This window comes from Pseudarthrobacter cremeus (assembly GCF_051857465.1).
In the GTDB taxonomy this organism is placed as follows: Bacteria; Actinomycetota; Actinomycetes; order Actinomycetales; family Micrococcaceae; genus Arthrobacter.
On the sequence record NZ_JBPZHC010000006.1, the window covers coordinates 38025 to 61677 of the forward strand.

The 23653-nt window shown below is 65.6% G+C and carries 19 protein-coding genes, 1 tRNA gene and 1 pseudogene; 12 read left to right on the forward strand and 9 right to left on the reverse strand.

What is annotated here, in order from left to right:
- Positions 1 to 10: 10 nt before the first annotated feature.
- Complete coding sequence (gene pstB / locus ACS5PJ_RS12290) at positions 11 to 790, forward strand: phosphate ABC transporter ATP-binding protein PstB (RefSeq protein WP_439435167.1); 780 nt, start codon at positions 11 to 13, stop codon at positions 788 to 790.
- Between the two features lie 267 nt (positions 791 to 1057).
- Here pstB and ACS5PJ_RS12295 read toward each other — a convergent pair whose 3' ends face one another.
- From ACS5PJ_RS12295 to ACS5PJ_RS12305, 3 genes are all read right to left on the reverse strand, one after another.
- Positions 1058 to 2074, reverse strand: coding sequence for an inorganic phosphate transporter (locus ACS5PJ_RS12295; protein WP_439435168.1), 1017 nt, complete (start codon positions 2072 to 2074; stop codon positions 1058 to 1060).
- A gap of 1 nt (position 2075) precedes the next feature.
- Positions 2076 to 2693 (reverse strand): DUF47 domain-containing protein, encoded by a 618-nt coding sequence (locus ACS5PJ_RS12300; RefSeq protein ID WP_354148152.1) that lies wholly within the window; start codon positions 2691 to 2693, stop codon positions 2076 to 2078.
- Between the two features lie 281 nt (positions 2694 to 2974).
- On the reverse strand, positions 2975 to 3634 hold the full coding sequence (locus tag ACS5PJ_RS12305) for a hypothetical protein (protein WP_439435169.1): 660 nt from the start codon (positions 3632 to 3634) through the stop codon (positions 2975 to 2977).
- Between the two features lie 217 nt (positions 3635 to 3851).
- On the opposite strand from ACS5PJ_RS12305, the gene ACS5PJ_RS12310 reads away from it, so the two are divergent.
- Positions 3852 to 3924 (forward strand) — tRNA-Lys (locus tag ACS5PJ_RS12310).
- A 321-nt stretch (positions 3925 to 4245) separates the two neighbouring features.
- Here ACS5PJ_RS12310 and ACS5PJ_RS12315 read toward each other — a convergent pair.
- Positions 4246 to 4914, reverse strand: a complete 669-nt coding sequence (locus ACS5PJ_RS12315; RefSeq protein ID WP_439435170.1) for an ANTAR domain-containing protein — start codon at positions 4912 to 4914, stop codon at positions 4246 to 4248.
- Between the two features lie 639 nt (positions 4915 to 5553).
- On the opposite strand from ACS5PJ_RS12315, the gene arfA reads away from it, so the two are divergent.
- From arfA to ACS5PJ_RS12345, 6 genes are all read left to right on the forward strand, one after another.
- Complete coding sequence (gene arfA, locus ACS5PJ_RS12320) at positions 5554 to 7080, forward strand: arabinosylfuranosidase ArfA (RefSeq protein WP_439435171.1); 1527 nt, start codon at positions 5554 to 5556, stop codon at positions 7078 to 7080.
- A 58-nt stretch (positions 7081 to 7138) separates the two neighbouring features.
- The gene (locus tag ACS5PJ_RS12325) at positions 7139 to 7714 is read left to right on the forward strand and encodes an HhH-GPD-type base excision DNA repair protein (RefSeq protein ID WP_439435172.1); all 576 of its coding nucleotides are present in this window, start codon (positions 7139 to 7141) and stop codon (positions 7712 to 7714) included.
- Positions 7715 to 7741: 27 nt separating this feature from the next.
- Positions 7742 to 8746 carry a LacI family DNA-binding transcriptional regulator gene (locus ACS5PJ_RS12330; protein ID WP_439435173.1) on the forward strand — a complete coding sequence of 335 codons (1005 nt, stop codon included), beginning with the start codon at positions 7742 to 7744 and terminating at the stop codon, positions 8744 to 8746.
- Positions 8747 to 8778: 32 nt separating this feature from the next.
- Positions 8779 to 9216, forward strand: a complete 438-nt coding sequence (locus ACS5PJ_RS12335; RefSeq protein WP_439435174.1) for an SRPBCC family protein — start codon at positions 8779 to 8781, stop codon at positions 9214 to 9216.
- Positions 9217 to 9545: 329 nt separating this feature from the next.
- The gene (locus tag ACS5PJ_RS12340) at positions 9546 to 11144 is read left to right on the forward strand and encodes an AMP-binding protein (protein WP_439435175.1); all 1599 of its coding nucleotides are present in this window, start codon (positions 9546 to 9548) and stop codon (positions 11142 to 11144) included.
- 98 nt (positions 11145 to 11242) lie between these two features.
- The gene (locus ACS5PJ_RS12345; protein WP_439435176.1) at positions 11243 to 11683 is read left to right on the forward strand and encodes an SRPBCC family protein; all 441 of its coding nucleotides are present in this window, start codon (positions 11243 to 11245) and stop codon (positions 11681 to 11683) included.
- Here ACS5PJ_RS12345 and ACS5PJ_RS12350 read toward each other — a convergent pair.
- Positions 11621 to 13216 (reverse strand): carboxylesterase/lipase family protein, encoded by a 1596-nt coding sequence (locus ACS5PJ_RS12350; protein WP_439435177.1) that lies wholly within the window; start codon positions 13214 to 13216, stop codon positions 11621 to 11623. The genes ACS5PJ_RS12345 and ACS5PJ_RS12350 overlap by 63 nt on opposite strands.
- Positions 13217 to 13383: 167 nt before the next feature.
- Between ACS5PJ_RS12350 and ACS5PJ_RS12355 the strand changes: the two genes are divergently transcribed.
- Positions 13384 to 13548 carry a hypothetical protein gene (locus tag ACS5PJ_RS12355; protein WP_439435178.1) on the forward strand — a complete coding sequence of 55 codons (165 nt, stop codon included), beginning with the start codon at positions 13384 to 13386 and terminating at the stop codon, positions 13546 to 13548.
- Between the two features lie 78 nt (positions 13549 to 13626).
- Here the strand turns inward: ACS5PJ_RS12355 and ACS5PJ_RS12360 are convergent.
- Together ACS5PJ_RS12360 and ACS5PJ_RS12365 are read right to left on the reverse strand one after the other, a co-directional pair.
- Positions 13627 to 13914 (reverse strand): annotated as a pseudogene (locus ACS5PJ_RS12360) (DUF427 domain-containing protein); the annotation flags it as partial.
- A 45-nt stretch (positions 13915 to 13959) separates the two neighbouring features.
- Entirely contained in the window at positions 13960 to 14487 is a 528-nt protein-coding gene (locus tag ACS5PJ_RS12365; protein WP_439435180.1) for a transferase, read from the reverse strand.
- A 305-nt stretch (positions 14488 to 14792) separates the two neighbouring features.
- Here ACS5PJ_RS12365 and malQ point away from each other — a divergent pair, with 305 nt between their 5' ends.
- Entirely contained in the window at positions 14793 to 17030 is a 2238-nt protein-coding gene (gene malQ / locus ACS5PJ_RS12370; RefSeq protein ID WP_439435181.1) for a 4-alpha-glucanotransferase, read from the forward strand.
- A gap of 87 nt (positions 17031 to 17117) precedes the next feature.
- Here the strand turns inward: malQ and ACS5PJ_RS12375 are convergent, their stop codons facing one another.
- A complete protein-coding gene (locus tag ACS5PJ_RS12375; protein ID WP_439435182.1) occupies positions 17118 to 19988 on the reverse strand; it encodes an FAD-binding and (Fe-S)-binding domain-containing protein in 2871 nt (956 codons plus the stop codon).
- Positions 19988 to 21763 carry an L-lactate permease gene (locus tag ACS5PJ_RS12380; protein ID WP_439435183.1) on the reverse strand — a complete coding sequence of 592 codons (1776 nt, stop codon included), beginning with the start codon at positions 21761 to 21763 and terminating at the stop codon, positions 19988 to 19990. Before ACS5PJ_RS12380 ends, ACS5PJ_RS12375 begins: the two co-directional genes overlap by 1 nt.
- A gap of 142 nt (positions 21764 to 21905) precedes the next feature.
- On the opposite strand from ACS5PJ_RS12380, the gene ACS5PJ_RS12385 reads away from it, so the two are divergent.
- A complete protein-coding gene (locus tag ACS5PJ_RS12385) occupies positions 21906 to 22598 on the forward strand; it encodes a GntR family transcriptional regulator (RefSeq protein WP_439435184.1) in 693 nt (230 codons plus the stop codon).
- Between the two features lie 127 nt (positions 22599 to 22725).
- Positions 22726 to 23652 carry an SDR family oxidoreductase gene (locus tag ACS5PJ_RS12390; RefSeq protein WP_439435185.1) on the forward strand — a complete coding sequence of 309 codons (927 nt, stop codon included), beginning with the start codon at positions 22726 to 22728 and terminating at the stop codon, positions 23650 to 23652.
- Position 23653 lies beyond the last annotated feature (1 nt).

Consider the following 23653-nt stretch of genomic DNA (forward strand, 5'->3'; position numbering starts at 1 on the left):
AAGGAACACCATGTCTAAGCGCATCGACGTCAAGGACCTGAACGTGTACTACGGCGATTTCCTGGCCGTGGAGGACGTCACCATCAATATCGAGCCCAAATCCGTGACGGCCTTCATCGGCCCCTCCGGCTGCGGAAAGTCCACTTTCCTGCGCACCCTGAACCGCATGCACGAGGTCCTGCCCGGCGCCCGCGTCGAAGGTGAAGTCCTGCTGGACGGCGACAACCTCTATGGCCCCGGAGTCGACCCCGTCACGGTACGCGCACAGATCGGGATGGTCTTCCAGCGGCCCAACCCGTTCCCCACCATGTCCATCCGGGACAACGTTCTGGCCGGCGTGAAACTGAACAACAAAAAGATCTCCAAGGGCGAGGCTGATGCCCTGGTGGAGAGCTCCCTGCAGGGCGCCAACCTGTGGAACGAGGTCAAGGACCGGCTGGAGAAGCCCGGCTCCGGCCTGTCAGGCGGACAGCAGCAGCGGCTCTGCATCGCCCGGGCAATTGCCGTTGAACCCCAGGTGATCCTGATGGACGAGCCGTGCTCGGCACTGGACCCGATCTCCACCCTGGCCATCGAAGACCTCATCAATGAGCTCAAGGACCAGTACACCGTGGTGATCGTGACCCACAACATGCAGCAGGCAGCCCGCGTTTCGGAAAAGACGGCGTTCTTCAACATCGCCGGCACCGGGAAGCCGGGCCGGCTGATCGAGTACGGCCTCACCCAGAACATCTTCAGCAACCCCACCGTGAAGGCCACGGAGGATTACGTCTCCGGCCGCTTCGGATAGTCCCCACCGCCACCCTGACCTCGCAGGCTCGGCCAGGGAACCCGGGCGGCGTGGGCCCATCACCGCCACCCTGACCTCGCAGGCTCGGCCAGGGAACCCGGGCGGCGTGGGCCCATCACCGCCACCCTGACCTCGCAGGCTCGGCCAGGGAACCCGGGCGGCGTGGGCCCATCACCGCCACCGAAACTTTGCATCGATTGCTCCGTCCGCGCCCCTTGGACAGCTCAGTAGGGCTGACGGAGCAATCGATGCGGCGTTTAACCCCGGCTAGCTGCGGCCCAGGGGCGACAACGCCAGTGCGAACACGAAGGCGCCTGCTGCGGCTGCAAGCGGAGTGAGGATCCAGAGTCCCAGGATCTGCATGACGAGTTTCCGGTTGGTTACCGCGAAGTGCTGGTTCTCTCCGGCTCCCAGCACGGATGATGTCACTGTATGGGTGGTGGACAACGGCCAGTGGAGGGCAATTGCCCCGATGAACAGCATGCAGGCGCTGTAGATCTGGGCCACGGAGCCACGCAGCGGGTCGACGCGGGTGATCTTATAGCCGATGGTGTGCGAGATCCGCCAGCCGCCAAAGAGCGTTCCGACAGCGATCATCACGGCCGAGAACATTGCCACCCACAGGGGCATGCTGTCGCCGTCGGAATAGCCGGCCGCGAACAGGGCAAGCAGCAGCACGGCGCCCACCCGCTGGCCGTCCTGGAGCCCGTGGCCGAAAGCCACCGCTCCGGCGGCGATGGCCTGGCTGCGGCGGAAGCGCTGGTTAACCACGTTCGGTTGCGTGTACCGCGCCGCCCAGGTGGCGGGAAAAACCAAGAGATAGGCCCCCACATAGGCGATGACGGGGGACAACAACAGCGGCAGTCCGACCTGGAGAAGCAGGGACTGGTCAACGCCGCCCACACCCGCTCCGCCCACTGCAAGGCTGGCCAGTCCGGCCCCTGCCAGTCCGCCCACCAAAGCGTGCGTGGACGACGCCGGGATGCCTCTCCACCACATCAGCAGGCCCCAGGACGAAGCGCTGGCCAGGCCCGCCAGCAGGATGCTCAGGCCGCTGTCACCGGCGGGCAGATGGATCCAGGTGTGGCTGACGGCAACAGCCACCGTGGCGCTGAGCAGGGCGCCGAGGAAGTTGAAGAGGGCTGCCAGCAGCACAGCCACGGTGGGGGTCAGGGCCCGCGTACGGACCGCAAGCGCCACCGACGTCGAAGCGTCCCGGAAGCCGTTCAGGAAGGCAAACGTAGCGGTCAGCAGGACCACCACGCCGAAAATGACGGCTGTCACGTCAAGATTCCTTGACGATGATGCTGCCTACCTGTGTAGCTATGCGCCGCATGCCCTTGGTGACCTCCACCAACTGGTTGGCGACGTCGCGGTTACGGGAGTACTGCGCCCACTTCATGTCCCGGATCATGTCGGCCACCCAGATCCTGTGCGTCCGCTCCGCTCGTTTGGCCAGCCTGAGAATCTCGATCCAGTAGTCCTCAAGATCGTCGAGGTTGTTGAGCCGGCGCATGGCGTCAACGGTCAGTTCGGCCTGCCGGCTGATGATCTCGAGCTGGTCCGCGGCCCTCCGGGGCAGCCGCTCCAGCTTGTAAAGAAACACCAGCTCCGCAGCGGAGTCGAGGTTTTCCAGGGCTTCGTTGAGGAGGCGGGACAGGGTGTACATGTCTTCGCGGGGGAGGGGGTTGACGAAGCTCGTTCGCATGTGGGTCAGCAGGGCGAAGTGCAGTTCGTCGGATTTGGCCTCGTGGTTGTGCATGTCGTCCACAAGTTTGGCGTGCTCTGCCGCGGGGACGCCGAGGATCTCTGCCATGGTGGCGCTGGCGAGCACGATTTGTTGGGCCATGCTTGAGAGCAGTGTCAGCCCGGCGGGCTCTTGGGGGAAAAGTCGCAGCTTCACGTTGGGGTACCGGTCTCCGGGCGATGTACTGTGTCGGGGGCCGCCCACTTGTGACTCTCCGCAGGCCAGCAGCTGTTGCTGATTCTACCGGGCCGTTCCTGGGAGTATGCATCTGAGCCTGCAAACACGCAGAAAAATGGTGCCGAACCGGATACGCCTCTCGGCGGTAGGCCGCTCTAGGCGGCTAATTGTTGAAGCCCGGGGGTTTCGCGGCTCGGCACCAGTTTCAGTGTTCTACGTTGGTTGGCCCAAGTCAACATTGACAGATCGGCCGCGGTAGGTCAGTCAAGCTCACCCAGGCGCCATGCATTTGCCGCATGTTCCAGGTCTTCTGCCGTCTTCACCAGCTGGTGCGAGTTGCGCGTCAGCTTGCTCGCGTGCGCCTCGTTACCGTGTTCGGCACCGTCAGCGAGGGTCGCCTGCCCGAGGGCCACCACCCGGCAGAAAGCGGCCGAACGCTCAAGGGCGACGTCGAACTCGCCGTCGAACGCTCCGGAGAGGATGGCGTCAGCCATGGCCCGCATTTCCTCGGCACCCGGAGGTTCAGCGGCCCCGGCGACGACGTGGGAGACCTGCGCCGTGTCTTTTCCCGCACGGAAATACACGGAGATCCGTTCCGGGTCCTGGACCGTCGCCGCGCGGATGGCGTACAGCCGCCACAGCGCGCCCGGGAGGGACCGGGCCGGGCTCTCAGCCCACATTTCGGCGATGGCTTCCAGGCCCTGCTCGTCTGCCAGCTTGACCAGCCGTTCGGTAATCACGGGGTCGTCGCTGTCGCGGCCGTGGCGCACCAGCGCCTGGGCTGCAAGGTGGGCGGCCTCCGAGACGCGCGCCGGGTCCGCTCCACCGGCGAAGGGTTCAAAGTCAATGGGCGCGAACGGCTTCGGCTTGTGATGCCTGTTGGCGCCGCCATAGTGAAAGGCTCCTGTTTGTTCGCTCATGCCCCCACGCTACTCCTGTGCCACGCGGGAAATCGAGCATCGCTCCCGGGCGAAGCAAGCGGAGGCGGGTGGCCGGCGCCGCGGTGCACCGTGCGCGGGGAACCTGGAACGCACGACGCCGGCCCGGGCGTGCGTGCCAGAGCGGCCGCGTGTGTGCGGTAGAGTATTTAACGTTCAGAAATGGACTGGGCTGATGGGTCGTTTTGACCGTCGGCTGGGGCCTTTAGCTCAGTTGGTAGAGCATCGGACTTTTAATCCGTGGGTCGTGGGTTCGAGCCCCACAGGGCCCACCCGCTGAGAAGACCAGAGGCAATATTGCCTCTGGTCTTTCTCTTTGGGTGCCATTGCTCTTTTGTGTCCCTTCGTCGCGATGGCCCCGTGCGGCGACGTCACTAAGATGCGATGTCCGTCGGCGATTTGGATTGTAAGCATGCTGTCTATTATCTTGGAGCCAGCAGCTTCTCATGTTCCCAATACGTGGAGCTGAATAGAAGGGCCCCGCGTAACTTGACTCGTGCCGCGGGGTTCTTCGCTAAGAAGACCGGAGGCGCTTCGCCTCTGGTCTTCTTTGTTCTCGGGGCCAGGCGAAGGGCCCGCGCAGCCTGGGCGGATCAATGCTCGAAGTGCGTATTGGGTGCGCCGCCGGGAAGGTTTTCCAGGATGCCCTCCGCCACTTTGCGCAGCTTGATGTTCCGGTAGCTGGACGCCTTGGCGATGATGGCGATTGCCTCGTTGTAGGAACATCTGTTCTGCGCCATGATCACCCCGCAGGCGATGTCAATCGAAGTCCTGCTTTCCAGTGCGGACTTAAGGTCCGAAGCCCTGGTCCTGGCAGCGTCCATTTCCAGGACCAGCCTCAGGCCGCGGGATGCTGCGTCAGCGAAACTGCGGGCCTCCGCGATCACCTGAAGCGGGAACGCCTGGTCCTCGGCCGCAAAGAACGCGAGGGCAGCGTCGGTGCCTTCAGCCAGGCGAAGCCGCAAAGCCAGGACACTGTTGAACCCGGCGTCCCGCAGGTACGGCCGGAACCGCGCCCAGCGGAAGTCGGTGGCCGCGTGGTTCATGGCAACTGTGCCGCCCCCGGCGAGGGCTTCGGTCAGCGGGCCTTCCCTGACCTCTTGCTCCAGCCGGGCCAACCTTGCCGTCTGAATGCCAGTGCCAGCGGTTGCATAGCCGCGCTTGATCCGGTGCAGGACAAGGCCGCACTCCACCCGTTCACCGGTGGTGCGGGACAGAACCGCCGCGGCCATCTGGACCAGGATCTCCAGGGACTCAGCCAAAGTTTCCGCCCCTGTAGCCAGGTCGGGAATGTAACCATCGGTTCCGACCGTACGGGTGGGGTCTTGGACGGGGGCCGGCGCAGGACGCTGGGTTGGATATTGGGTGGACCGCTGGGCCGTGTGGGCGGTTCCGGGACGCCTGCCGGCCGACGTATGCGCAGGGGACGGCTGGGAAGCGGAGATTTTCATTGCGGACCCGCTGCGGACCTGCCGGGATGCCCCACGGAAAGGTTAGTTGCGGCGGTCGGAGGGCCGGCGACGGCTGGGGGAGAGGCCTTGGTCTCGAAGACCTCCTCGTCGCCGGCCCCGCTCACTTCCGGGACCCCAAGGTCCGGGAAAACGCGCTGGCCCGGGAAAGCTCGGCTGATAAGTGCTGTATTCATACTTCTCACAACCCCCTAGTGAGACATCCAACCCCAGTAAGATCTGCGAGTCTTAGCTCTTAGTCGAAGGTAGTTCCGAGGCGGTGCCCGGTAAACGCGTAATCGGTACTCGTTTATCAGATTAGGTAGTACTTGCTTTTGCCCGCTTCCGTTGCGGCCGCCGAAAGCAGCTATGACGGTAGCTCCTTGACTCCGTCGCCGGTCCCACTAGGATTGATTTCTATAACGTTGTAAATCAGATCGAACGAGGACCAGGATGACCGCCCAGGACAGTGCCACAGCCAGGATCACCATCGACCCCGCCTTTACGGTCGGCCCCGTCCGGCGCAGGACCTTCGGAGCCTTCGTGGAACACCTGGGCCGCTGTGTCTATACCGGGATCTTCGAGCCGGAGCACCCCAAAGCCGATGAGGACGGGTTCCGCACCGACGTCCTGGAGCTGACCCGCGAGCTGGGTGTCTCCACCGTCCGGTACCCCGGTGGAAACTTCGTCTCCGGCTACCGTTGGGAAGACGGTGTGGGTCCGGTGGAGCAGCGTCCGGCGCGGCTCGACCTGGCCTGGCACTCCACGGATCCCAACCTGGTGGGCGTGGACGAGTTCACCAAATGGTCCGTAAAGGCCGGCGTGGAAACCATGATGGCTGTCAACCTGGGCACCCGCGGCATCCAGGAGGCCCTGGACCTGCTTGAGTACTGCAACATCGACGGCGGCACGGCCTTCTCGGAACAGCGCAAAGCCAACGGTGCGGGGAACGGCTATGGCATCAAGATGTGGTGCCTGGGCAACGAGATGGACGGGCCGTGGCAGATCGGCCACAAGAATGCCCTCGAATACGGCTGCCTCGCTGCGGACACCGCCCGGGGAATGCGCATGATCGATCCGGACCTTGAACTGGTGGCCTGCGGCAGCTCGGCGCCCACCATGGACACTTTCGGCGAATGGGAACGGGTTGTCCTGACCGAGACCTACGACCTCGTGGACCTGATCTCCGCGCACCAGTACTTTGAGGACTTCGGCGACCTGCAGGAACACCTCTCGGCAGGACACAGGATGGAGTCCTTCATCCGGGACATCGTGGCCCACATCGACCACGTGAAGTCGGTCAAAAAGTCCAGCAAACAGGTCAACATCTCCTTCGACGAATGGAACGTCTGGCACATGAGCCGCGGCGAGTCCAAGGCACCCACCGGCACGGACTGGCCGGTTGCCCCCGTCCTGCTGGAGGACCGCTACACAGTGGCGGACGCCGTCGTCGTCGGGGATCTGTTGATCACCCTGCTGCGCAACACGGACCGCGTGCACTCTGCCAGCCTGGCGCAGCTGGTCAACGTGATTGCCCCGATCATGACCGAGCCGGGCGGCCGCGCCTGGAAGCAGACCACTTTCCACCCCTTCGCCCTGACCTCCCGCCACGCCGCCGGCACGGTGCTGCAGCTCGCCGTCGAATCCCCGCTGCTCAGCGGCGGCAAGACACCGGACTTCCCGGCTCTGTCCGCCGTCGCAACCCTCGACGCCGACGCCGGCGAGGCAGTGGTGTTCGCCGTCAACCGCTCCGCAACGGATACCCTGGCACTCGACGCCTCGATCCTGGGACTTGGCACCGCCCGGATCATCGAGGCGCTCACCTTCGCCAACAAGGACCCGTACTGGCAGGCAACCGCCGACGATTCGACGTCGGTCCTCCCCGCCGCGAACGGCAGTGTGCAGGCGGACGGCGGCCGCCTCACCGCGGAACTCCCGGCGGTGTCCTGGTCCATGATCCGGCTGGCGCTGGAGGCTTAGCGGGCACCAACCGTCACTCCCATGACGCGGGCGCCCGGAAGATGGAAAGATAAGGGCCATGGAACTGCATATCACCGGGGACCCGGCTGCCGACACACTGCTGAGCAATGATGCGTTTGCGCTGCTGACGGGGATGTTGCTGGACCAGCAGGTGACCATGGAATCGGCGTTTGCCGGGCCTGAGAAAATCCGGGCCCGTCTCGGTTCGATCGAGCCGTCCGCTGTTGCCGCCCACGATCCCCAGGCCTTCGTCGAGGTGTTCAAGGAACGTCCCGCGGTGCACCGGTTCCCGGGGTCCATGGCCGGCCGGGTCCAGGCGCTTGCCGAGACGGTCCAGCGGGACTGGGAGGGCGACGCCACCCTCATCTGGACCAAAGGTGAGCCCGACGGCAAAGAGGTGCTGCGCCGCCTGCAGGCCCTGCCCGGGTTCGGGGAGCAGAAGGCGAAGATATTCCTCGCCCTCCTGGGGAAGCAGTGCGGGCTCCAGGCTCCGGGCTGGCGTGAAGCGGCCGGGCATTACGGCGAGGCTGATGCGTACCTGTCCGTGGCCGATATTGTGGATCCGGAGTCACTCGTTAAGGTGCGTGCCAGCAAGCAGGCGGCCAAGGCGGCCGCAAAGGCGGCCAAGGGCTGAGGGCGGGCCCGGAAGGAAGCAGCCGCAATGGCAGTGACCATGAACGACGTCGCGCGGGCAGCAGGCGTCTCGCTGAAAACCGTCTCCAACGTCCTTAACGACTACGAGTTCATCCGCCCTGCCACGAAGCAAAAAGTCCATGACGCCATCGCGGAGCTGGGCTACGAAGCCAACCTGACCGCGCGCAGCCTGCGTTCGGGAAAGACGCGGATGCTGGGGCTGGTCCTGTCGGATCTCTCGGCGCCCTATTACGCCGAGCTCGCCTCAAGGCTGATGACGGTGGCTTCCGTGCGGGGTTACCGCGTCCTCGTGGAGCAGTCCGGGGCCGCGGCCAGCAACGAGTTGGGTGCGCTTCAGGGGCCGCTGCGGCAACTGACCGACGGGCTCCTTTTCACCCCTTTGGCCTTGGACGCCGACGCCGTTGCCTCCCACCGCGGCAGCAAGCCTGTGGTGATGCTCGGCGAGCACATTGTGGACTCCCGGTTCGATCTGGTCACCATGAAAAACGAAGAGGCCGCGCAGGCCGTGACAGCGCACCTCCTGGCGGGAGGGCGGCGTCGTATTGCGGTGGTCGGGGCCCGCGCCGACGAATCAGCCGGCACCGCGGGCTTGCGGCTCAACGGCTACCGCAAGGCTCTGGACGAGGCCGGGATACCGTTCGATCCGGCCCTGGTGGCACCGTGTGAATGGCGGCGCGACGGCGGGGCTGCCGCCGTCGCGGGCCTCCTGGCAGGCGGCGTCGCGTTCGATGCCGGGTTTGGCCTGAACGACGCCCTGGCTCTCGGTGCCTTGCACGAACTGCTCGTCCGGGGCGTGGAGGTGCCCGGGTCCGTGGCCGTGGCGGGCTTTGACGACATTGACGAGGCAAGCTTCGCGTCACCTTCGCTCACCACGGTGTCGCCGGGAATGGGCGAGATCGCCGAAAAGTCCATTGGGCTGCTCATCGACCGTATCGAGGGGCGGGAGCCAGCCGGAGACGGCGTCCACGTGGAAGCAGATTTTGTCCTGAGAGTCCGGGACTCGGCACCCTGAAAACCACCGATTGCAGATGAAAGCAGGAACCCGTGGTTGATGTCCAGACCGAGACCGTGATCAACCGTCCACGGCTGGAAGTGGCCGGGTACGCCGCTGACCCCGGCAATGCGCCGGACTGGTACAGCAATATCGCATCCGTGCGGTGGGAGACGGTGCCGCCGCAGAGGGTCGGCTCCCGGGTGGCTTTTGTGGCGCACTTCCTTGGCCGGTCGCTCGAATACACCTATGAGTTCACGGAGCTCGTCCCTGGCACATCCCTGACCATGCGGACCGCCCAGGGCCCGTTTCCCATGCAGACCCACTACACGTGGCAGGACGCAGGGGAGGGCCGGACCCGGATGGTGCTGCGCAATACTGGCAGCCCGGCAGGGTTTTCCCGCGTTGCCGGTTTGGTGATGGCGCCCATGATGCGCCGGGCAATGCGGAAGGATCTCGCCAAGCTGAAACAGCTGCTGGAAGCGCGCTGAGTGCGGGGCAGCGCTTAGTCGGTTTCCGGGCAGGTACAGAAGAAACAGTCGTCCCCGCCGCTGCAGGAATCATCGATCATGCTTGTTCCCGGCATGGCGGCCGCTGACGCCCGGAGTGGTTGTTCTGCTTGGTTCTGACCGGAGGTTTTCAGCATGACCCGGGCTTTCTCTGAATGGGTGGATGACGTGGCGGCTGGTTCAGTTCCAGTATGGAAGGGCAATCAGATAAGAAAAAGCGATGAAAGATGACCTATAAACCTTAGGAAAACCGATCCTTTGAAGAGGTCCTAGGATGGGGAAGACAACGCCACCGTCGGTAGGAGTCCTCTATGTCTGCACCAGCCCTCAGTGTCGAGGCCGCCATCAGGATGTACACGGGGGAGGGCGCCTGCGCCGCCGAGCTGTTGTGCGACCTGCATGAGCCTGACGCCGTAGCGTTTACGCTCATCGAGTCGGACCTCTCCAGCACCGACATCACTTACGGCCAGTTGCGTGAGCGTTCCGAGCGCGGGGCTGCTGCCCTTGCCGGACTTGGCGTGGGCCCCGGCGACGCCGTGGCCACGCTGATGGGCAAATCGGCTGACCTGGTGGTGATGCTCCTGGCGATCTGGCGGCGCGGGGCCGTCCACGTTCCCCTGTTCACGGCATTCGCCTGGCCCGCCATCGAACTGCGCCTGACCGCCTCCGGCGCCAAAGTGGTCATCACCGACGAGGACCAGCGCGGCAAGATCCAGGAAACGGCAGCTGCTGTGGTGGTCGCCGGGGACCATGCCGCCGGGGATGACTTTTCCCTGCACCAGTTGCTGGCCTCCCACGAGCCGGGCATCCGGGCCGAGGCTGTGGGCGGTGACGGCACGCTGGTACTCATCTTCACCTCCGGGACCACCGGGGCACCCAAGGGCGTGCCGGTACCGCTCCGGGCCCTGGCGGCATTCCGTCAGTACATCGAATATGGCCTGGATGTCCGCGAGGATGACGTGTTCTGGAACGCCGCTGATCCCGGATGGGCCTACGGGCTGTACTACGGGATCCTCGGACCGCTCGCGGCGGGCCGGCGCAGCCTGCTGCTGCATGCCGGGTTTTCCCCGGAACTCAGCTTCGCCGTCCTGGAACATTTCCAGGTGACCAACTTCGCCGCCGCGCCCACTGTGTACCGGACCATGCGTTCCAAGCCCGCCGCAGCCAAAAACATCCGCCTCCGCCGGGCCTCTTCCGCCGGGGAGCCGCTGACGCCCGAGGTGATCTCCTGGGCCGAAGACACTTTCGGCGTCCCCGTCCGGGACCACTACGGGCAGACCGAGCACGGGATGATGATCATCAACGCCTGGCATGATGACCTGCGCCAGGAGCTCCGCCCCGGCTCGATGGGCCACCCCCTGCCGGGCTGGACCTGCGCTGTGCTCAAGGACTCGGCCAACGAACCTGCTGCCCCGGGGGAAATGGGACGCGTGGCGGTGGACACGGCCAACAGCCCGATGATGTGGTTCACCGGCTACCGGGACGCACCGGAGAAAACCGCTGAGCGCTTCAGCGAGGACGGCCGCTGGTACATCACCGGGGATGCGGGCATGGTGGATGAGGACGGCTTCTACTACTTCTCCGCCCGGGACGACGACGTGATCATCATGGCCGGCTACCGGATCGGGCCGTTCGACGTCGAAAGCGTCCTGTCCCAGCACCCCGCCGTGCTCGAATCAGCCGTCATCGGAGCGCCGGACGAACTCCGCGGCGAAGTCCTGGAAGCCTACGTGGTCCTGACTTCAGACGCCTCGGGTAGCGAGGCCCTGGTCACCGAACTGCAGACCCTCGTTAAAACGCAGTACGCTGCCCACGCCTTCCCCCGGCGTATCCACTTCGTGGACGAACTCCCCAAGACACCGTCCGGCAAGGTCCAGCGCTTCATCCTTCGCCAGGAAACCCGGCCCTGAACGCATGCGGTCATCGGGAACTGTATGCGGGACAGAGGCCAGTCATTCCCTGGGCCTGAAGTGATGTGCTTGCGGTCCCGCGTTCCTACACTGGGTGGATGATCAAAGTCGACGGATCCATCGAAACAAAACTGTCCCCTGAGAAGGCGTTTGCCTTCCTCTCTGAGTTTGAAAACACCAGCGAGTGGGACCCCAGTACGCCGGTGATGGACAAGCTCACTCCTGGTCCTGTCGCGGTAGGGCACCGCTACCACGCGGAGTCCGAGTTCCGCGGCAAGCGCCAGTCGCTGGAGTACGAGGTGATCGAACTGACCGACCGCCACATCAAACTCCGCGGCGAAAACAAGTCCATTACGGCCTTCGATTCCATTGATGTGGGCTCATCCGGCCAGGGATCGCTGGTCACCTACACCGCGGAATTTGACATCAAAGGCCCGGCAAAGATCCTCCAGCCCCTCCTGAGGCCGGCGTTTATGTCACTGCGGGATCCGGCGCTGAACGGAATCCGGGACACTTTGAACTCCCTCGCGGGCCGCTGAGCCCAGCCAGAACTCCCGGAGCGAACCGCGCGGATCGGCTTCGACGCCGGGCCGCTCGTCAAGGATCATGGTGTGCCGTTCATTTGCTGAGTAGCGTGGCCATTCCGGCAGTCCCGGCGCCTCCGGAGTCCCGGCCCGGGCGAATGCTGCCCACGCCGTGCTCATTGCCAGGCTCAGGTCTGTCGGCGCTGTGCCGCCGGTCAGGAACCTGGCTTCGCGGTTGCCGGTCTGGCGGAACACAAACGGAATCTCCAGGGCATGGCAGGCACCCAGCTTTCCGCCCAACGCCGGGCTCGCCCAGGTGAACAGGTAACTGAAGGTGGCGCCGGCCGATCCCTCGCGGGCACGCAGCAGCCGGTTGCTGGGTTGGCGGTACTGCAGATCTGCCAGGCAGGCCTCGAGCTGCTCCCGGCCGTCAGGATCCTTGCCCAGGCTGTGGGCCAGGGCAGCCGCGAAGCCGGGGCGGGCACGGGCAGGATCCGGAAAGTATCCGCCCAGCACCAACTCCGCGCGGTCCTCAAAAAGCGGCGGGTCGGTCGGATAGTCCGGGCGCATTTCAACCGCGAAAGAGCCCTCGTTGAGGTTGGTGCCCACCAGCAGGTCCACCGCGGAACTGCGGCCGCTACGGACGGTGTCCAGCGGCGGTTCCGGCAGGGACGGCGTCCCCACCGTGGGCTGGAACGGCAAAGGAACGCCGAAGCTGTGCGGTGCCGCGGCGTCACAGAGTGCTTTTTGGGCGTCCAGCAGCCGTGCGGCCGGCAGGGTCAGCAGCTCGGCCGCGCGCGACTCGTCCAGCCGGCACAGCCGGAGGAAGTCCCGGGTCACTTCAGCGGACCCGGCGGGGGTTCTGAAGCGCTCGGCGGTTCCGCTCTGCATGATCGCGCGGCGGAACAGCCCGTCCGACGCCGGCATACCCAGCAGGGTTCCAATGGCCGCCGCCCCGGCCGACTCGCCGAAGACCGTGACATTGGCAGGGTCCCCGCCGAACGCGGCGATGTTTCCCGCAACCCAGCGCAACGCCGCCAACTGGTCGAGGAGCCCGGTGTTGGAAGAGTCTTCGTACCCAGGACCCAGCAGCTGAGGCAAGTGTAAAAATCCAAAGGCCCCCAGCCGGTAATTGATGGCCACCACCACGACGTCGGTCTCCGCAGCCAGCGGCCCGCCGTCGTGCATGCTGCCGTTGTTTGACCCTGTGAGGTAAGCGCCGCCGTGAATCCACACCATCACCGGCCGTCCGGCACCGTCCGGGGCCGGGGTCCAGATATTGAGGTTCAGGCAGGCGGCCTCGTCCCACAAATCGGCAAAACCGGCCGACGGCGGTGTGAAGTCGTCCGGATTCTGCGGCGCCATGGCGCCCGGTGCAGTGCAGTCGCGGACACCTTCCCAGGGAAGTACGGGAACCGGCGGCAGGAAACGGCGTGTGCCAGCGGGCGATTCCGTGTACGGGACGCCCCGGAAGCAGTGCACGGGCAGGCCGTCAAGGATCTGCCGGGTGCCGCGGACGCTGCCCAGGGGTGTAGAAACGAGGCTCATGAAAGATCAGCCTAGTCAGTGTCGTGGCCCAGTTCGTTGGCAAACCCCACGTGCGGGCGCCCGGGGTGCGGCGCGGACCAGTGCCGTCCCCCATCGACTCGCAAGGGAGTGTCTGCGGCCCAATTCCGTCCGGTTCGAATATGCTCTCTGGCGTGGAAACTGCGGAAATGGAAACCAGTGGGCTGGCGGCTGAAATACCGGTGCTGGAGGGTCAGTCCACCATCGAGGACCTGCTGCCCGGCGTGTCCGGCCTCCGCGCGGCATGGGCATTACCCATCGCTACGGACTCGGTCCCCGAAGGGGCCGAAGGCAACCAGCCCGCCCTCTTCTGAGGAACCCGCTGACATCCTGCTGCCGACGTCCGGTTGCCGAATTCCTGCGGCTGACTTCCTGCTGCTGACCCGCAGCGCCTATTCCTCGATGGTCACACCCCGCCAGAAGGCGATGCGGTCCTTGATGGACGACGCCGGTTTCTTCGGGTCGGGGTAGAACCAGGCGGCGTCGTTGTTCATCTGACCGCCGACTTCCAGCGTGTGGTAGCTCGCCTGGCCCTTCCAGGAGCAGACAGTGGTCTTGTTGCTGTCCTTGAGAAACGTGGGGTTGACGGCATCGCGCGGAAAATAGTGGTTGCCCTCAACCATCACCGTGTCCTCGGATTCGGCGATGACCTGTCCGTTCCAGATTGCCCTGACCATGGAGTGTTCCCTTTCGTAAAATTACCCCCTGCCGATCGGCAGGGGGATCTATGCGGCCATCCGGCCTTTGGATTTACGTGCCTGGCGCTGCTCCGCGGGCGTCCGCGCTGCCGGCGTTCGAACAGCGGCCGTCTTCACCGCCGTCGTCCGCGCAGCAGGCACCCGCGCAGCCGGCACCCGCGCCGGCAGGCGCGATCCTGCCAGGACCTCGGCGCCGTCGGGCACTGTACTGTCCGCGTGGAGATGGATTCCGTGCTCCACCAGGACGCCGGAACCGATCCGCGAATGGCTGCCGATGTTCGCCCTGCTGCCAATGACTGTGCCACGGCCAACGCGCACACCGTCGCCGATCACGGTCCGGTCACCGATCCTTGCCTCGCGGTCGATCCAGCTCCCGTGCCCTACCCGGCAGCCGGAACCGATGTGGGCGCCATGCTCCACATAGGTCATCGGCCCGATGCGGGCGTTCTCGGCAACCACCGCTCCCGGTGCGACGAGTCCGCCACCGTTGGCATGACGCACATACCGTGTGACCTTGCCGGCGTCGTCTTCAACTGATACAAACTTTGCGTTCATTCCATTCCTTGATCAAAGGCCCGATGGTTTTGCTCGCATCTGGGTTAACGCCCTGCAACCCAACAGGATTCCCGCAGGGCAGCGTCCGGTGACCCAGACGAACCCGTAACAGTTGTTCGTAGCAGGGACCCGGCTGGATGGCCCGTCATGCAAGGTGAGGTTGGGCAAGCCCTTTTCGCGGGTTTCCGTTGCCCTGCAATAATCGGACCAACGGTTGCCCCGGCGTGAAACCGGGGCACACCAGGCAGCAAGCAAGCAGGCAGCAGGTAGGTTCAGGCCCATCCCAACAGACGAGGCGGACATCCATGAAGGCCCCAGACCAGCAGCACACCCAACTTGCCGGAACGCCAGGATCCCCTGGGCCGGTTGGAGCGGCAGGTCATGAGCCGGTGGACCACCATCTGCTGCAGCGTCTCGCTGATGCACACGGGGTAGGCACCTCCTTCCAGGGTTGGGACGGGCTGCCGCACAGCGTCGCGCCGGACACCCTGATCAAGGTCCTGGCGTCGCTAGGCGTCCAGGCCGGGACCAACGCGCTCATTGAAGCGGCGCTGGCCGAGTCGGAACTGGCGCCCTGGCGGCGGATGCTGCCGCCCGCCGTCGTCGTCCAACAGGGCGAAACAGCCTTGGTGCCCGTTCATGTGCGGGACGGTGCCACAGCACAGCTGAACATCGTGCTGGAGGCAGGTGCGGGAGTAGTGGAGGCCGCCCAACAGGATATCTGGGTGCAGCCGCAGGACGTTGACGGCGTCCCCACCGGCCGCGCCACGTTCGCCCTCCCACACAATCTGCCGCTCGGCTGGCATGCCCTGCACGCAGAGTCCGACGGCGTCACGGCCGAGGGTGCGCTGGTGGTGGTCCCGGCGCGGCTCACCACTGCCGAGGCACTGCTGGAGCGGCGCGGTTGGGGACTTGCCACCCAGCTGTATTCCGTGCGGTCCAAGCGTTCGTGGGGTGTGGGCGACTTCGCTGACCTCGCGGACCTGGCCACGTTGAGCGGCGAGCGGGGCGCCGACTACGTCCTGGTCAACCCGTTGCACGCCGCTGAACCGGTGCCGCCGGTCCAGCCCTCGCCTTACTCCCCGTCCACGCGGCGTTTCTTCAATCCGCTCTACATCCGGGTGGAAGCCATCCCGGAACTGGCCTACCTCAAACCCCGGAAGCGTGCCGCTGTGGACCGGCTGCAGGAGCAGGTCCAAAGCCTGAATAAGGAGGGGGACCGCCTGGACCGGAACGCCGTCTACGCTGCCAAACTCCAGGCTTTGGAGCTGCTGTACCACGCGCGGCGCTCGCCGGCACGGCAGGCAGCCTTCGATGAGTTCTGCAGGATTTCCGGGTCCGGCCTCGACGACTTCGCCCTCTGGTCCGCCATCCGTGAGGACCTGGCGCCGGAAGATCCGCTGTGGACTGACCCGGATTGCGCGCTGGGATCCGCCGAGGCTGAGGCCCTTCGGGCAAAGCTGGGGGACAGGATCGGCTTCCACCGCTGGCTGCAGTGGATCTGCGACGAACAGCTGGAGGCCGCTCAGGTCGCGGCCCGCCGGGCCGGGATGCGGCTGGGAGTGGTGCACGATCTGGCCGTGGGCGTGGACCTGAGCAGCGCCGACGCCTGGACCCTCCGGGGCGTCCTTGCACCCGGCGTCAGCGTGGGCGCACCGCCGGACATGTACAACCAGCTCGGCCAGGACTGGAACCAGCCGCCGTGGCATCCCGGCCGGCTGGCAGAGGCCGGCTATGCTCCCTTCCGCAACATGCTCTCCACCGTCCTCCGGCACGCCGGCGGCATCCGCGTGGACCACGTCCTGGGCCTCTTCCGGCTGTGGTGGGTCCCGGCCGGAAACTCCCCGCGGGAAGGCGCGTATGTGCGGTACGACCATGAGGCGCTGATCGGGATCCTGGCGCTTGAGGCGCAGCGGGCCGGCGCCGTGGTGATCGGCGAGGACCTCGGGACCTTCGAGCCGTGGGTGCGCGATTACCTTGCCGCGCGCGGCATCCTGGGGACCTCAATCCTCTGGTTCGAGAACGACGGCGACTCGCCCCTTCCGCCCGAACGGTACCGGACCCAGGCCCTCGCCAGCGTCAATACCCACGACCTTCCGCCCACCGCCGGCTACCTGGCAGGCGACCACGTGGGCCTGCGCAGCCGCTTGGGCCTGCTGGAACGGTCCGAGGCCGAAGAACGTGTTGAACACGTGGCCACGCTGGAAAAGATGATGGGGCTGCTCCGGGAACGGGGGCTGCTGCCGGAGCGCACGGGCGCGGGAGAAGCCCCAAGCGCCGGTCCCACGGAGACCGAGGAACACACCATCGAGGCGCTGCACCGCCTGCTGGCCCAATCGCCGTCGGTACTGCTGGGTGTGGCGCTGGTTGACGCCGTGGGGGAGCGGCGTGTGCAGAACCAGCCGGGAACCACCGAGGCGCTGTACCCGAACTGGCAGGTCCCGCTCGGTGATCCGGACGGCCGGGCTGTCCTCATCGACGACCTCCCCACCAATGCCCGGTTCAACTCGCTGCTGGCCGCCGTGGAGGATGCCCTGCGCTGACACCCTCCATGACGCCACGTGCTGAGCGCTGATCCGCTCGCGTGACGGGACTCCACGGATCAGCGCCGGGTGCTGATGCTGCCCAGGTCACCGGGTGACCTCCTCCAACAACTCCAGTACATGGCGGTATTGGGAACCTGTTGCCCGCGTCATACCGAGTTCGCAGGTCCGGTTGCAGGAAGCGTGGGCCGTGGCACCCATGTCCGCCACCTCCGCGGCCTGCTTCGCCGTGGCTGAAGCCGTCAGCTCGGGGTGCAGCATGCCCCTGTCACCGGCAAAGGCGCAGCAGCCCCAGTTTTCCGGGACCTCGACCCGCTCAGCCACTGCGCCGGCGACAGCACTGAGTGCATCATTAATGCCCATCCGGGTGGAGGAACAGGTGGGATGCAGGGCCAGCGACTCGAGCTTCCCGTGACTGGGAAGCCCGGAAAGGATCCGATCCGCCACGAAGTCGACCGCGTCAACCATCTGCAGGGCTCGCTGACCTGGTTTGGGTGTATCCGACTCCACAGCCTGCCGCAGCCCCTCTGTGCACGAGGATGCGTCGCACACGATGGGCAGCTCTCCGTCCCGGGTTGCTTCGCGCAGGGCGGCGAGGGTCTTCTCCCGCATGGTCGACTGCCCCGCGGCCATGCCCTTGGAGGACCAGGGGGTGCCGCAGCACAGGCCGTCAATGCCTTCGGGGACGAGGAGCTTGAGCCCGGCCCGGGCGCAGAGCTGTTCGAAGCTGTACTGAACCCCGGGCCCCTGGACACCCTGTCCCTGGGCGTCCTGTCCCTGGGCGTCCTGTCCTGCCTCGGCGGTACGCGCTCCGGCGGGCCCGAACATGGTGCCCACGCACGCGGGGAAGTAGACAGCGTCAACTGTTCCCGCCGGCGTCGGACGCTTCCGGACTGAACCCCCGCCCGGCAACTCGGCCGAGTACAGCGGCACGGTGTCTTTACCCAGCACTGCCCTCGCGGCTTTGTTGGGCGGAGCGATAACGGCGGCAGGGAGCTTGTCCACCACCGTCAGTGCCAGCGAAGCGCCCCGGGTCACGCCCTCCCAGTGCTTGGCGGCGGCGTTCCAGGCCCCGTTGGCGAGCGGGCCGGCGTCGTCCTTCCGCAGGCGTTTCACCAATGATCCGGTGTTGATGTCCACAGGGCAGGCTGTCTGGCACATTCCGTCCACCGCGCAGGTGTCCACGGACTCGTAGTCGTAGTCCTTTTCCAGTTCCTTGACCAGCGCCATGTCCCCGGCCAGCCGGGCGGACTCGATGGCGCGCAGGGTGACAATCCGCTGCCGCGGGGTGAGCGTGATGTCCTTGCTGGGGCACACCGGCTCGCAGTAGCCGCAAGACACGCAGCGGTCCACTTCCTCCGCCACCGGCGGTGCTGTCTTGATGTGCCGCAGATGCGCCAGCGGGTCCTCGTCCATGAGCACGCCCGGGTTGAGCATCGCTGCGGGGTCGAAGAGCTGCTTGATGCTGCGCATGACGTCGTACAGCTCGTCGCCATACTGGCGGCGGACATACGGGGCCATCACACGCCCCGTCCCGTGCTCGGCCTTCAGCGAGCCGCCTTCTGCCAGCACAAGGTCCACCATGTCTTCGGTGAAGGCGCTGTAGCGGTCCAGTTCGCCCGCGGTGGCGAAGCCGTCGGTCAGCATGAAGTGGACGTTGCCGTCCTTGGCATGGCCAAAGATCACGCTGTTGCTGTAGCTGTATTTGTCGAAGAGCCGGATCAGTTCCCGGCAGGTGCGGCCCAGCACCGGGACCGGAACCACAATGTCTTCCAGCAGCGCGGTAGTGCCCTGCGGACGCGCCCCGGCCACTGAGGCGTACAGGCCCTTGCGCAACTGCCAGAGCTGGCCGCGTTCCCTGGCATCACCGGTGAACCGCGCAGGGGCGGACAATCCGAGGCCCGGGAGGATCCCCTCACCTGTCCCGTGGAGTTCGGCCAACTGTTCGGCGCTGCCGGCCGAGTACTCAACCAGCAGGGCGGCATGGTCCCGCACCGCAAGGTCCTTCACGACGGCGGGCGTCCCCTTCAGCGCCTGGCCCACCTTGAGCGACAGGGCATCCATCAGCTCAATGGTGGCCGCACCCGTTTGAACGAGGGCCGGCAGGGCCGCGTTGGCTGCCTCGAGGTCCGGGAACACGAGCAGACCCGCTGCCGCATGCTGGAGCCGGGGAATGGTCCGGAACACGGCCTCGGCAACGAAGCCCAGCGTGCCTTCGCTGCCGACGATCAGATGGGCCATGATGTCCACCGGGTTGTTGAAATCCAGCAGGGAATTCAGTCCGTAGCCCATGGTGTTCTTCATGGAGAACTGCTGCCTGATCCTGGCGACCGAGTCCGGGTTCTTCCGCACCCGTTCCGCCAGCTTGGCGAGCCCTTCGTAGAGTTCCGGCTCGAGGGCCCGGAGCTTCTGGTCGGCATCGGCTGCCCCGGTGTCGATCACGGTGCCGGAGGGCAGGACCACAGTCAGTGACTCCATGGTGCGGTATGTGTTGTCCACAGTGCCGCAGTTCATGCCGGAGGAGTTGTTGGCCACTACGCCGCCGATCGTGCACGCCGCCTCACTCGCCGGGTCTGGGCCGAACTTCCGCCCGTAGCGGGCAAGTCTTGCATTGAGCGCACGCACCGTGACGCCGGGCTGGACGCGGACCCGCGCGCCGTCGTCGAGCACTTCGATGTCCCTGAAGTTGCGGCGGACGTCCACCAGCACGCCGTCGGTAACCGACTGGCCGCTGAGGCTGGTACCGCCGGAGCGGAATGTCAGCGGCACCCCCTGGGCGGCGCTGGCACGAAGCAGCCCGCCCACTTCGGCAGCACTGCCCGCGGTCACCACGGCCTGGGGGATCAGGAGGAAGTGTGAGGCGTCATGGGCGTTCGCGTGCAGGTCAATGGCGCGGGTCTTCACCTGCGCGGGATCGTGCACAGCTTCGCGGAGGGCCGCCAGGTCCAGGGAAGCCATCAGGGAACCATCCAGCCGAGGACCGGGGTGGACTGCAGGAAGATCAGCACGGTGATGAGTGCCAGCAGGCCCAGGCTCCAGCCCAGCAGCTTTCGGAACAGGGCCCCCTCGGCCCCGTCAAGGCCCACCGCCGCCGAGGCTACGGCAAGGTTCTGCAGCGACAGCATCTTGCCCATGACACCGGCCGAGGAGTTTGAGGCGGCCATCAGGACCGGAGACAAGCCGGTTTGCGCTGCTGCAGTCGCCTGCATCTGGCCGAACAGTGAGTTCGAGGAGGTATCGGAGCCGGTGAGGGCCACACCGATCCATCCGATCAGCGGCGAGAGGAGGGCGAAGAAACCGCCCGCGGAAGCCAGTGCGAAGCCCAGGGTGGTGGTCTGACCGGAAAGGTTCATCACGAAGGACAGGCCCAGGACGGCGGTAACGGTGACGATGGTCCAGCGAAGTTGGACGAGGGTTTCCCGGTAGATGCGCAGGCCCGTTGAAGCCCTGACCTTGTACAGCACCATGGTAAGGATTCCGGAGATCAGCAAGAGGGTACCGGTCGCCTTGAAGTGATCGAGCTTGAATTTGGTGGCCGCGACAGGCTTGCCGGCAGAGTCGGTGATGTCCAGCCCTGGCCAGGCAAATGTCACGCTGCCGACCTGGCTCAGCCAAGCCTTGACGAACGGAATCTGGGCCAAAGAGAACACGACGATGATGATCAGGTAGGGGGCGATCGCCATCCAGATCTGGCGGGGTTCGGGCCGCGTGTTGTCGGTCGGCACGGATGCGCCGCCGGTTGCAGGGACTGCCGACGATGAGCCCGCCTGCCCGGCACTGTTGGATGGACCCGCAGCGGACGGACCCGCAGTTGACGGGCCGGCGGTGGAACCGCTGCGGCGGGAGCCCGTGGCGACGGCGACGGCGGCATGGGCAGCCTCTGAGGAGCCCTCCACGGCGCCTTCCATGCCCACTGTGTCCTTCGGCTGCCAGACCTTCAGCATCAGGAGCACGGCAGCCACGGCTACCACTGCAGCGACCACATCGGTAAGTTCCACAGCGAAGTAGTTTGAGGTGATGAACTGGGCCAGACCGAATGCGGCGCCCGCAACCAGGGCCACCGGCCAGGTCTGCTTCACGCCGCGCCTGCCGTCAACGATGAACACCAGCAGCAGCGGAACGATCAGGGCAATGAAGGGCGTCTGGCGCCCTGCCATCGAGGACAGTTCGTTCAGCGGCAGGCCGGTCACACCGTTCAGGGCGATGATTGGGGCTGCCATGGCGCCGAAGGCCACGGGAGCTGTGTTGGCCAGCAGTGAAACAATGGCGGACTTCAGTGGTTTCATGCCTGCCGCCATGAGCATTGCCGCTGAGATTGCGACGGGGGCGCCGAATCCGGCCAGGGATTCCAGCAGGGCGCCGAAGCAGAAGGCGATCAGGATGGCCAGGATCCGAAGGTCGTTTGAGATGGAACGGATGGTGCGTCCCAGCACTTCAAACCAAGGGGTCGCCACGGTGAGCCGGTAGATCCACAATGCGTTGACCAGAATCCAGAGGATCGGAAACAGGCCGTAGAAGACGCCGGCGGCAGTGGCGCTCAAGGCTTGGTTCACCGGCATCTGCCAGCCGACGATGGCAAGTACAAGCGAGAGGGCCAGACTGGCCAAGGCAGCTTTGGGTGCGCGGACCTTGAAGACGCCCAGTAGGACGAAGAGCAGGACGAGGGGAAGCGCAGCGCAGAGCGCAGAAAGCACAAGGGACCCGGCGATGGGGTCGAGTATCTGCTGAAACATGGGTCTCCAGACTTGTGGTTGACGTCACAACACCGTGGCGCACTTCGATTGTCTAACAAGTACACATGTAGGTCAAGCGTTACTTGTTCACTTGTCTGGCAAGATGGAGAACAACGCGGAACCATACGGGAAGGAACCTGACGTGCCTGGCCGGATTGCTGCAGTCTCGATCGTGGAAGCCATCGCCGCCGACCTGCGGAGCCGGATCTTCTCCGGCGACCTCGGATCCGGCCAGAGCCTGACCGAGACAGAGGTCGCCTCGTCGTATGAGGTCGCCCGCCCCACGGCAAAAGCATCCATCGAGAAACTCGTTGCCGAAGGGCTTCTGGACCGGGGGACACACAAGACGGCTCGAGTGGTGGATCTCGGGCCGGATTCGGTGCGGGATATCTATCTCGCACGGGCATATTTGGAAAGCGAAGTGCTCCGCCGGCTTGCGCTGACCAAGGCTGTGCCCCAGACAGCGGTCCAGGCGAATCGTGATATCGCCGCAGTGCAGAGTGGTGCGCCGCTCGACGTCGTCGAACCCGATATGCGGTTCCACACCAGCCTGATTGACGCCGTGGGCAATGAGCGCATCAGCAGGATGTACCGCTCGCTGGTGGGCGAGGTGCGGTTATGCATGGTCCGCGTTCAGTCCCTTCAGCTGTTGGACACCGAACTGATTCACGCCGAACACCAGAAGATCCTTGAGTTGATCGAGGCCGGCCAAGGCGAGGCAGCCGCCGACCTGCTGGATGAGCACCTTGGGCGAGCCCGCGAACGGCTGGTGGCGGCGATGGGCGGAGCGGCCGGCCCCGAGGCCGAATACCCATCGGGGCTGCTTCGGCAGTAACCGTCTTTCGTTGCTGGCCGCGGTGGAGAACGCCTTGCGGATATTAGGGTCTGGCGGGCTGATTCGCACAGGGTGAGAATGTGAAATAGCCGGGCTCTGTAACCGGGCATTCACAGGAGGGGACCTCATGGTCAATGCGCCTGTACTCGTAGTAGGCGGCACCGGCATGCTGGGCAGCCAGGTGGTCACTGAACTGCTCAAGCGCGCTAAGAACGTCCGGGCGCTGGTGCGTCCCGGCTCGGATGCCTCACGGCTGGAGGCCGCCGGCGTGGAAATAGCCCGCGGCGACATGCTGGATGCCTGGTCGCTGCTGCGGGCCATGGAGGGCGTTGACGCCGTGGTCACCTCGGCGGCGGGATACACCCGGCACCGCAAAGGCGACACGCCCAGAACCGACAGGGTGGGCAACGCCAACCTGGCCGAAGCAGCGAGCCGCTCAGGCATCCGAAGGTTCGTCCTGACCAGTATTCTTACGTGCGACCAGACCCCTCAGGTTCCGCATTTCTGGCACAAGAAACTGACGGAGGACAAGCTGCAGGAACTCGGTGTTCCGTTTGTGGCCCTGCGGCCTGGCGCGTTCCTTGATCAGGTCACACGGTTCGGCGGCGACCCCGTCAGCAAGGGGCGCCTCATGTGGATGGGATCCCCGCAGATTCCGCTGACTTTTGCGCTCACTTCCGACGTCGCCGCCTACCTTGCAGAGGCGGTTGACCTTCCGGGCTTGGAAGGGCAGCGCATCGACATCGGCTGGGACCGGGCCTTGGGGATGCAGGAGGTCGCGGACATCATGGGCAGGCTCTCAGGCCGGCCGGTCCGCGTCCGGTCCATTCCCCTGGGTGTCCTGCGGGTGGCGGGGACCCTGCTGGCTCCGGTCAATCCCATGGCGAAGGACGCGGCCGCCATGATGGAGTGGTTCCAGACGGGCCGGTACGTTGCCGACACTGTTTTGCAACGGCAGTTCTTCGGCGAGCCTCCAACTGCCGAGGTTGCCATCCGGCGGGTCGTCGCGGGCCTGCGGCATACGCTTCCGCACCCAGGCCCGCGACGCCGCTAGT

Coding starts and splice junctions, on each gene's coding strand:
- ACS5PJ_RS12330 (WP_439435173.1), top strand. CDS start 7,742: ATGGCAGTGACCATGAACGACGTCGCGCGGGCAGCAGGCGTCTCGCTG.
- arfA (WP_439435171.1), top strand. CDS start 5,554: ATGACCGCCCAGGACAGTGCCACAGCCAGGATCACCATCGACCCCGCC.
- ACS5PJ_RS12325 (WP_439435172.1), top strand. CDS start 7,139: ATGGAACTGCATATCACCGGGGACCCGGCTGCCGACACACTGCTGAGC.
- ACS5PJ_RS12390 (WP_439435185.1), top strand. CDS start 22,726: ATGGTCAATGCGCCTGTACTCGTAGTAGGCGGCACCGGCATGCTGGGC.
- ACS5PJ_RS12375 (WP_439435182.1), bottom strand. CDS start 19,988: ATGGCTTCCCTGGACCTGGCGGCCCTCCGCGAAGCTGTGCACGATCCC.
- pstB (WP_439435167.1), top strand. CDS start 11: ATGTCTAAGCGCATCGACGTCAAGGACCTGAACGTGTACTACGGCGAT.
- ACS5PJ_RS12350 (WP_439435177.1), bottom strand. CDS start 13,216: ATGAGCCTCGTTTCTACACCCCTGGGCAGCGTCCGCGGCACCCGGCAG.
- ACS5PJ_RS12305 (WP_439435169.1), bottom strand. CDS start 3,634: ATGAGCGAACAAACAGGAGCCTTTCACTATGGCGGCGCCAACAGGCAT.
- ACS5PJ_RS12355 (WP_439435178.1), top strand. CDS start 13,384: ATGGAAACCAGTGGGCTGGCGGCTGAAATACCGGTGCTGGAGGGTCAG.
- ACS5PJ_RS12340 (WP_439435175.1), top strand. CDS start 9,546: ATGTCTGCACCAGCCCTCAGTGTCGAGGCCGCCATCAGGATGTACACG.
- ACS5PJ_RS12345 (WP_439435176.1), top strand. CDS start 11,243: ATGATCAAAGTCGACGGATCCATCGAAACAAAACTGTCCCCTGAGAAG.
- ACS5PJ_RS12380 (WP_439435183.1), bottom strand. CDS start 21,763: ATGTTTCAGCAGATACTCGACCCCATCGCCGGGTCCCTTGTGCTTTCT.
- malQ (WP_439435181.1), top strand. CDS start 14,793: ATGAAGGCCCCAGACCAGCAGCACACCCAACTTGCCGGAACGCCAGGA.
- ACS5PJ_RS12365 (WP_439435180.1), bottom strand. CDS start 14,487: ATGAACGCAAAGTTTGTATCAGTTGAAGACGACGCCGGCAAGGTCACA.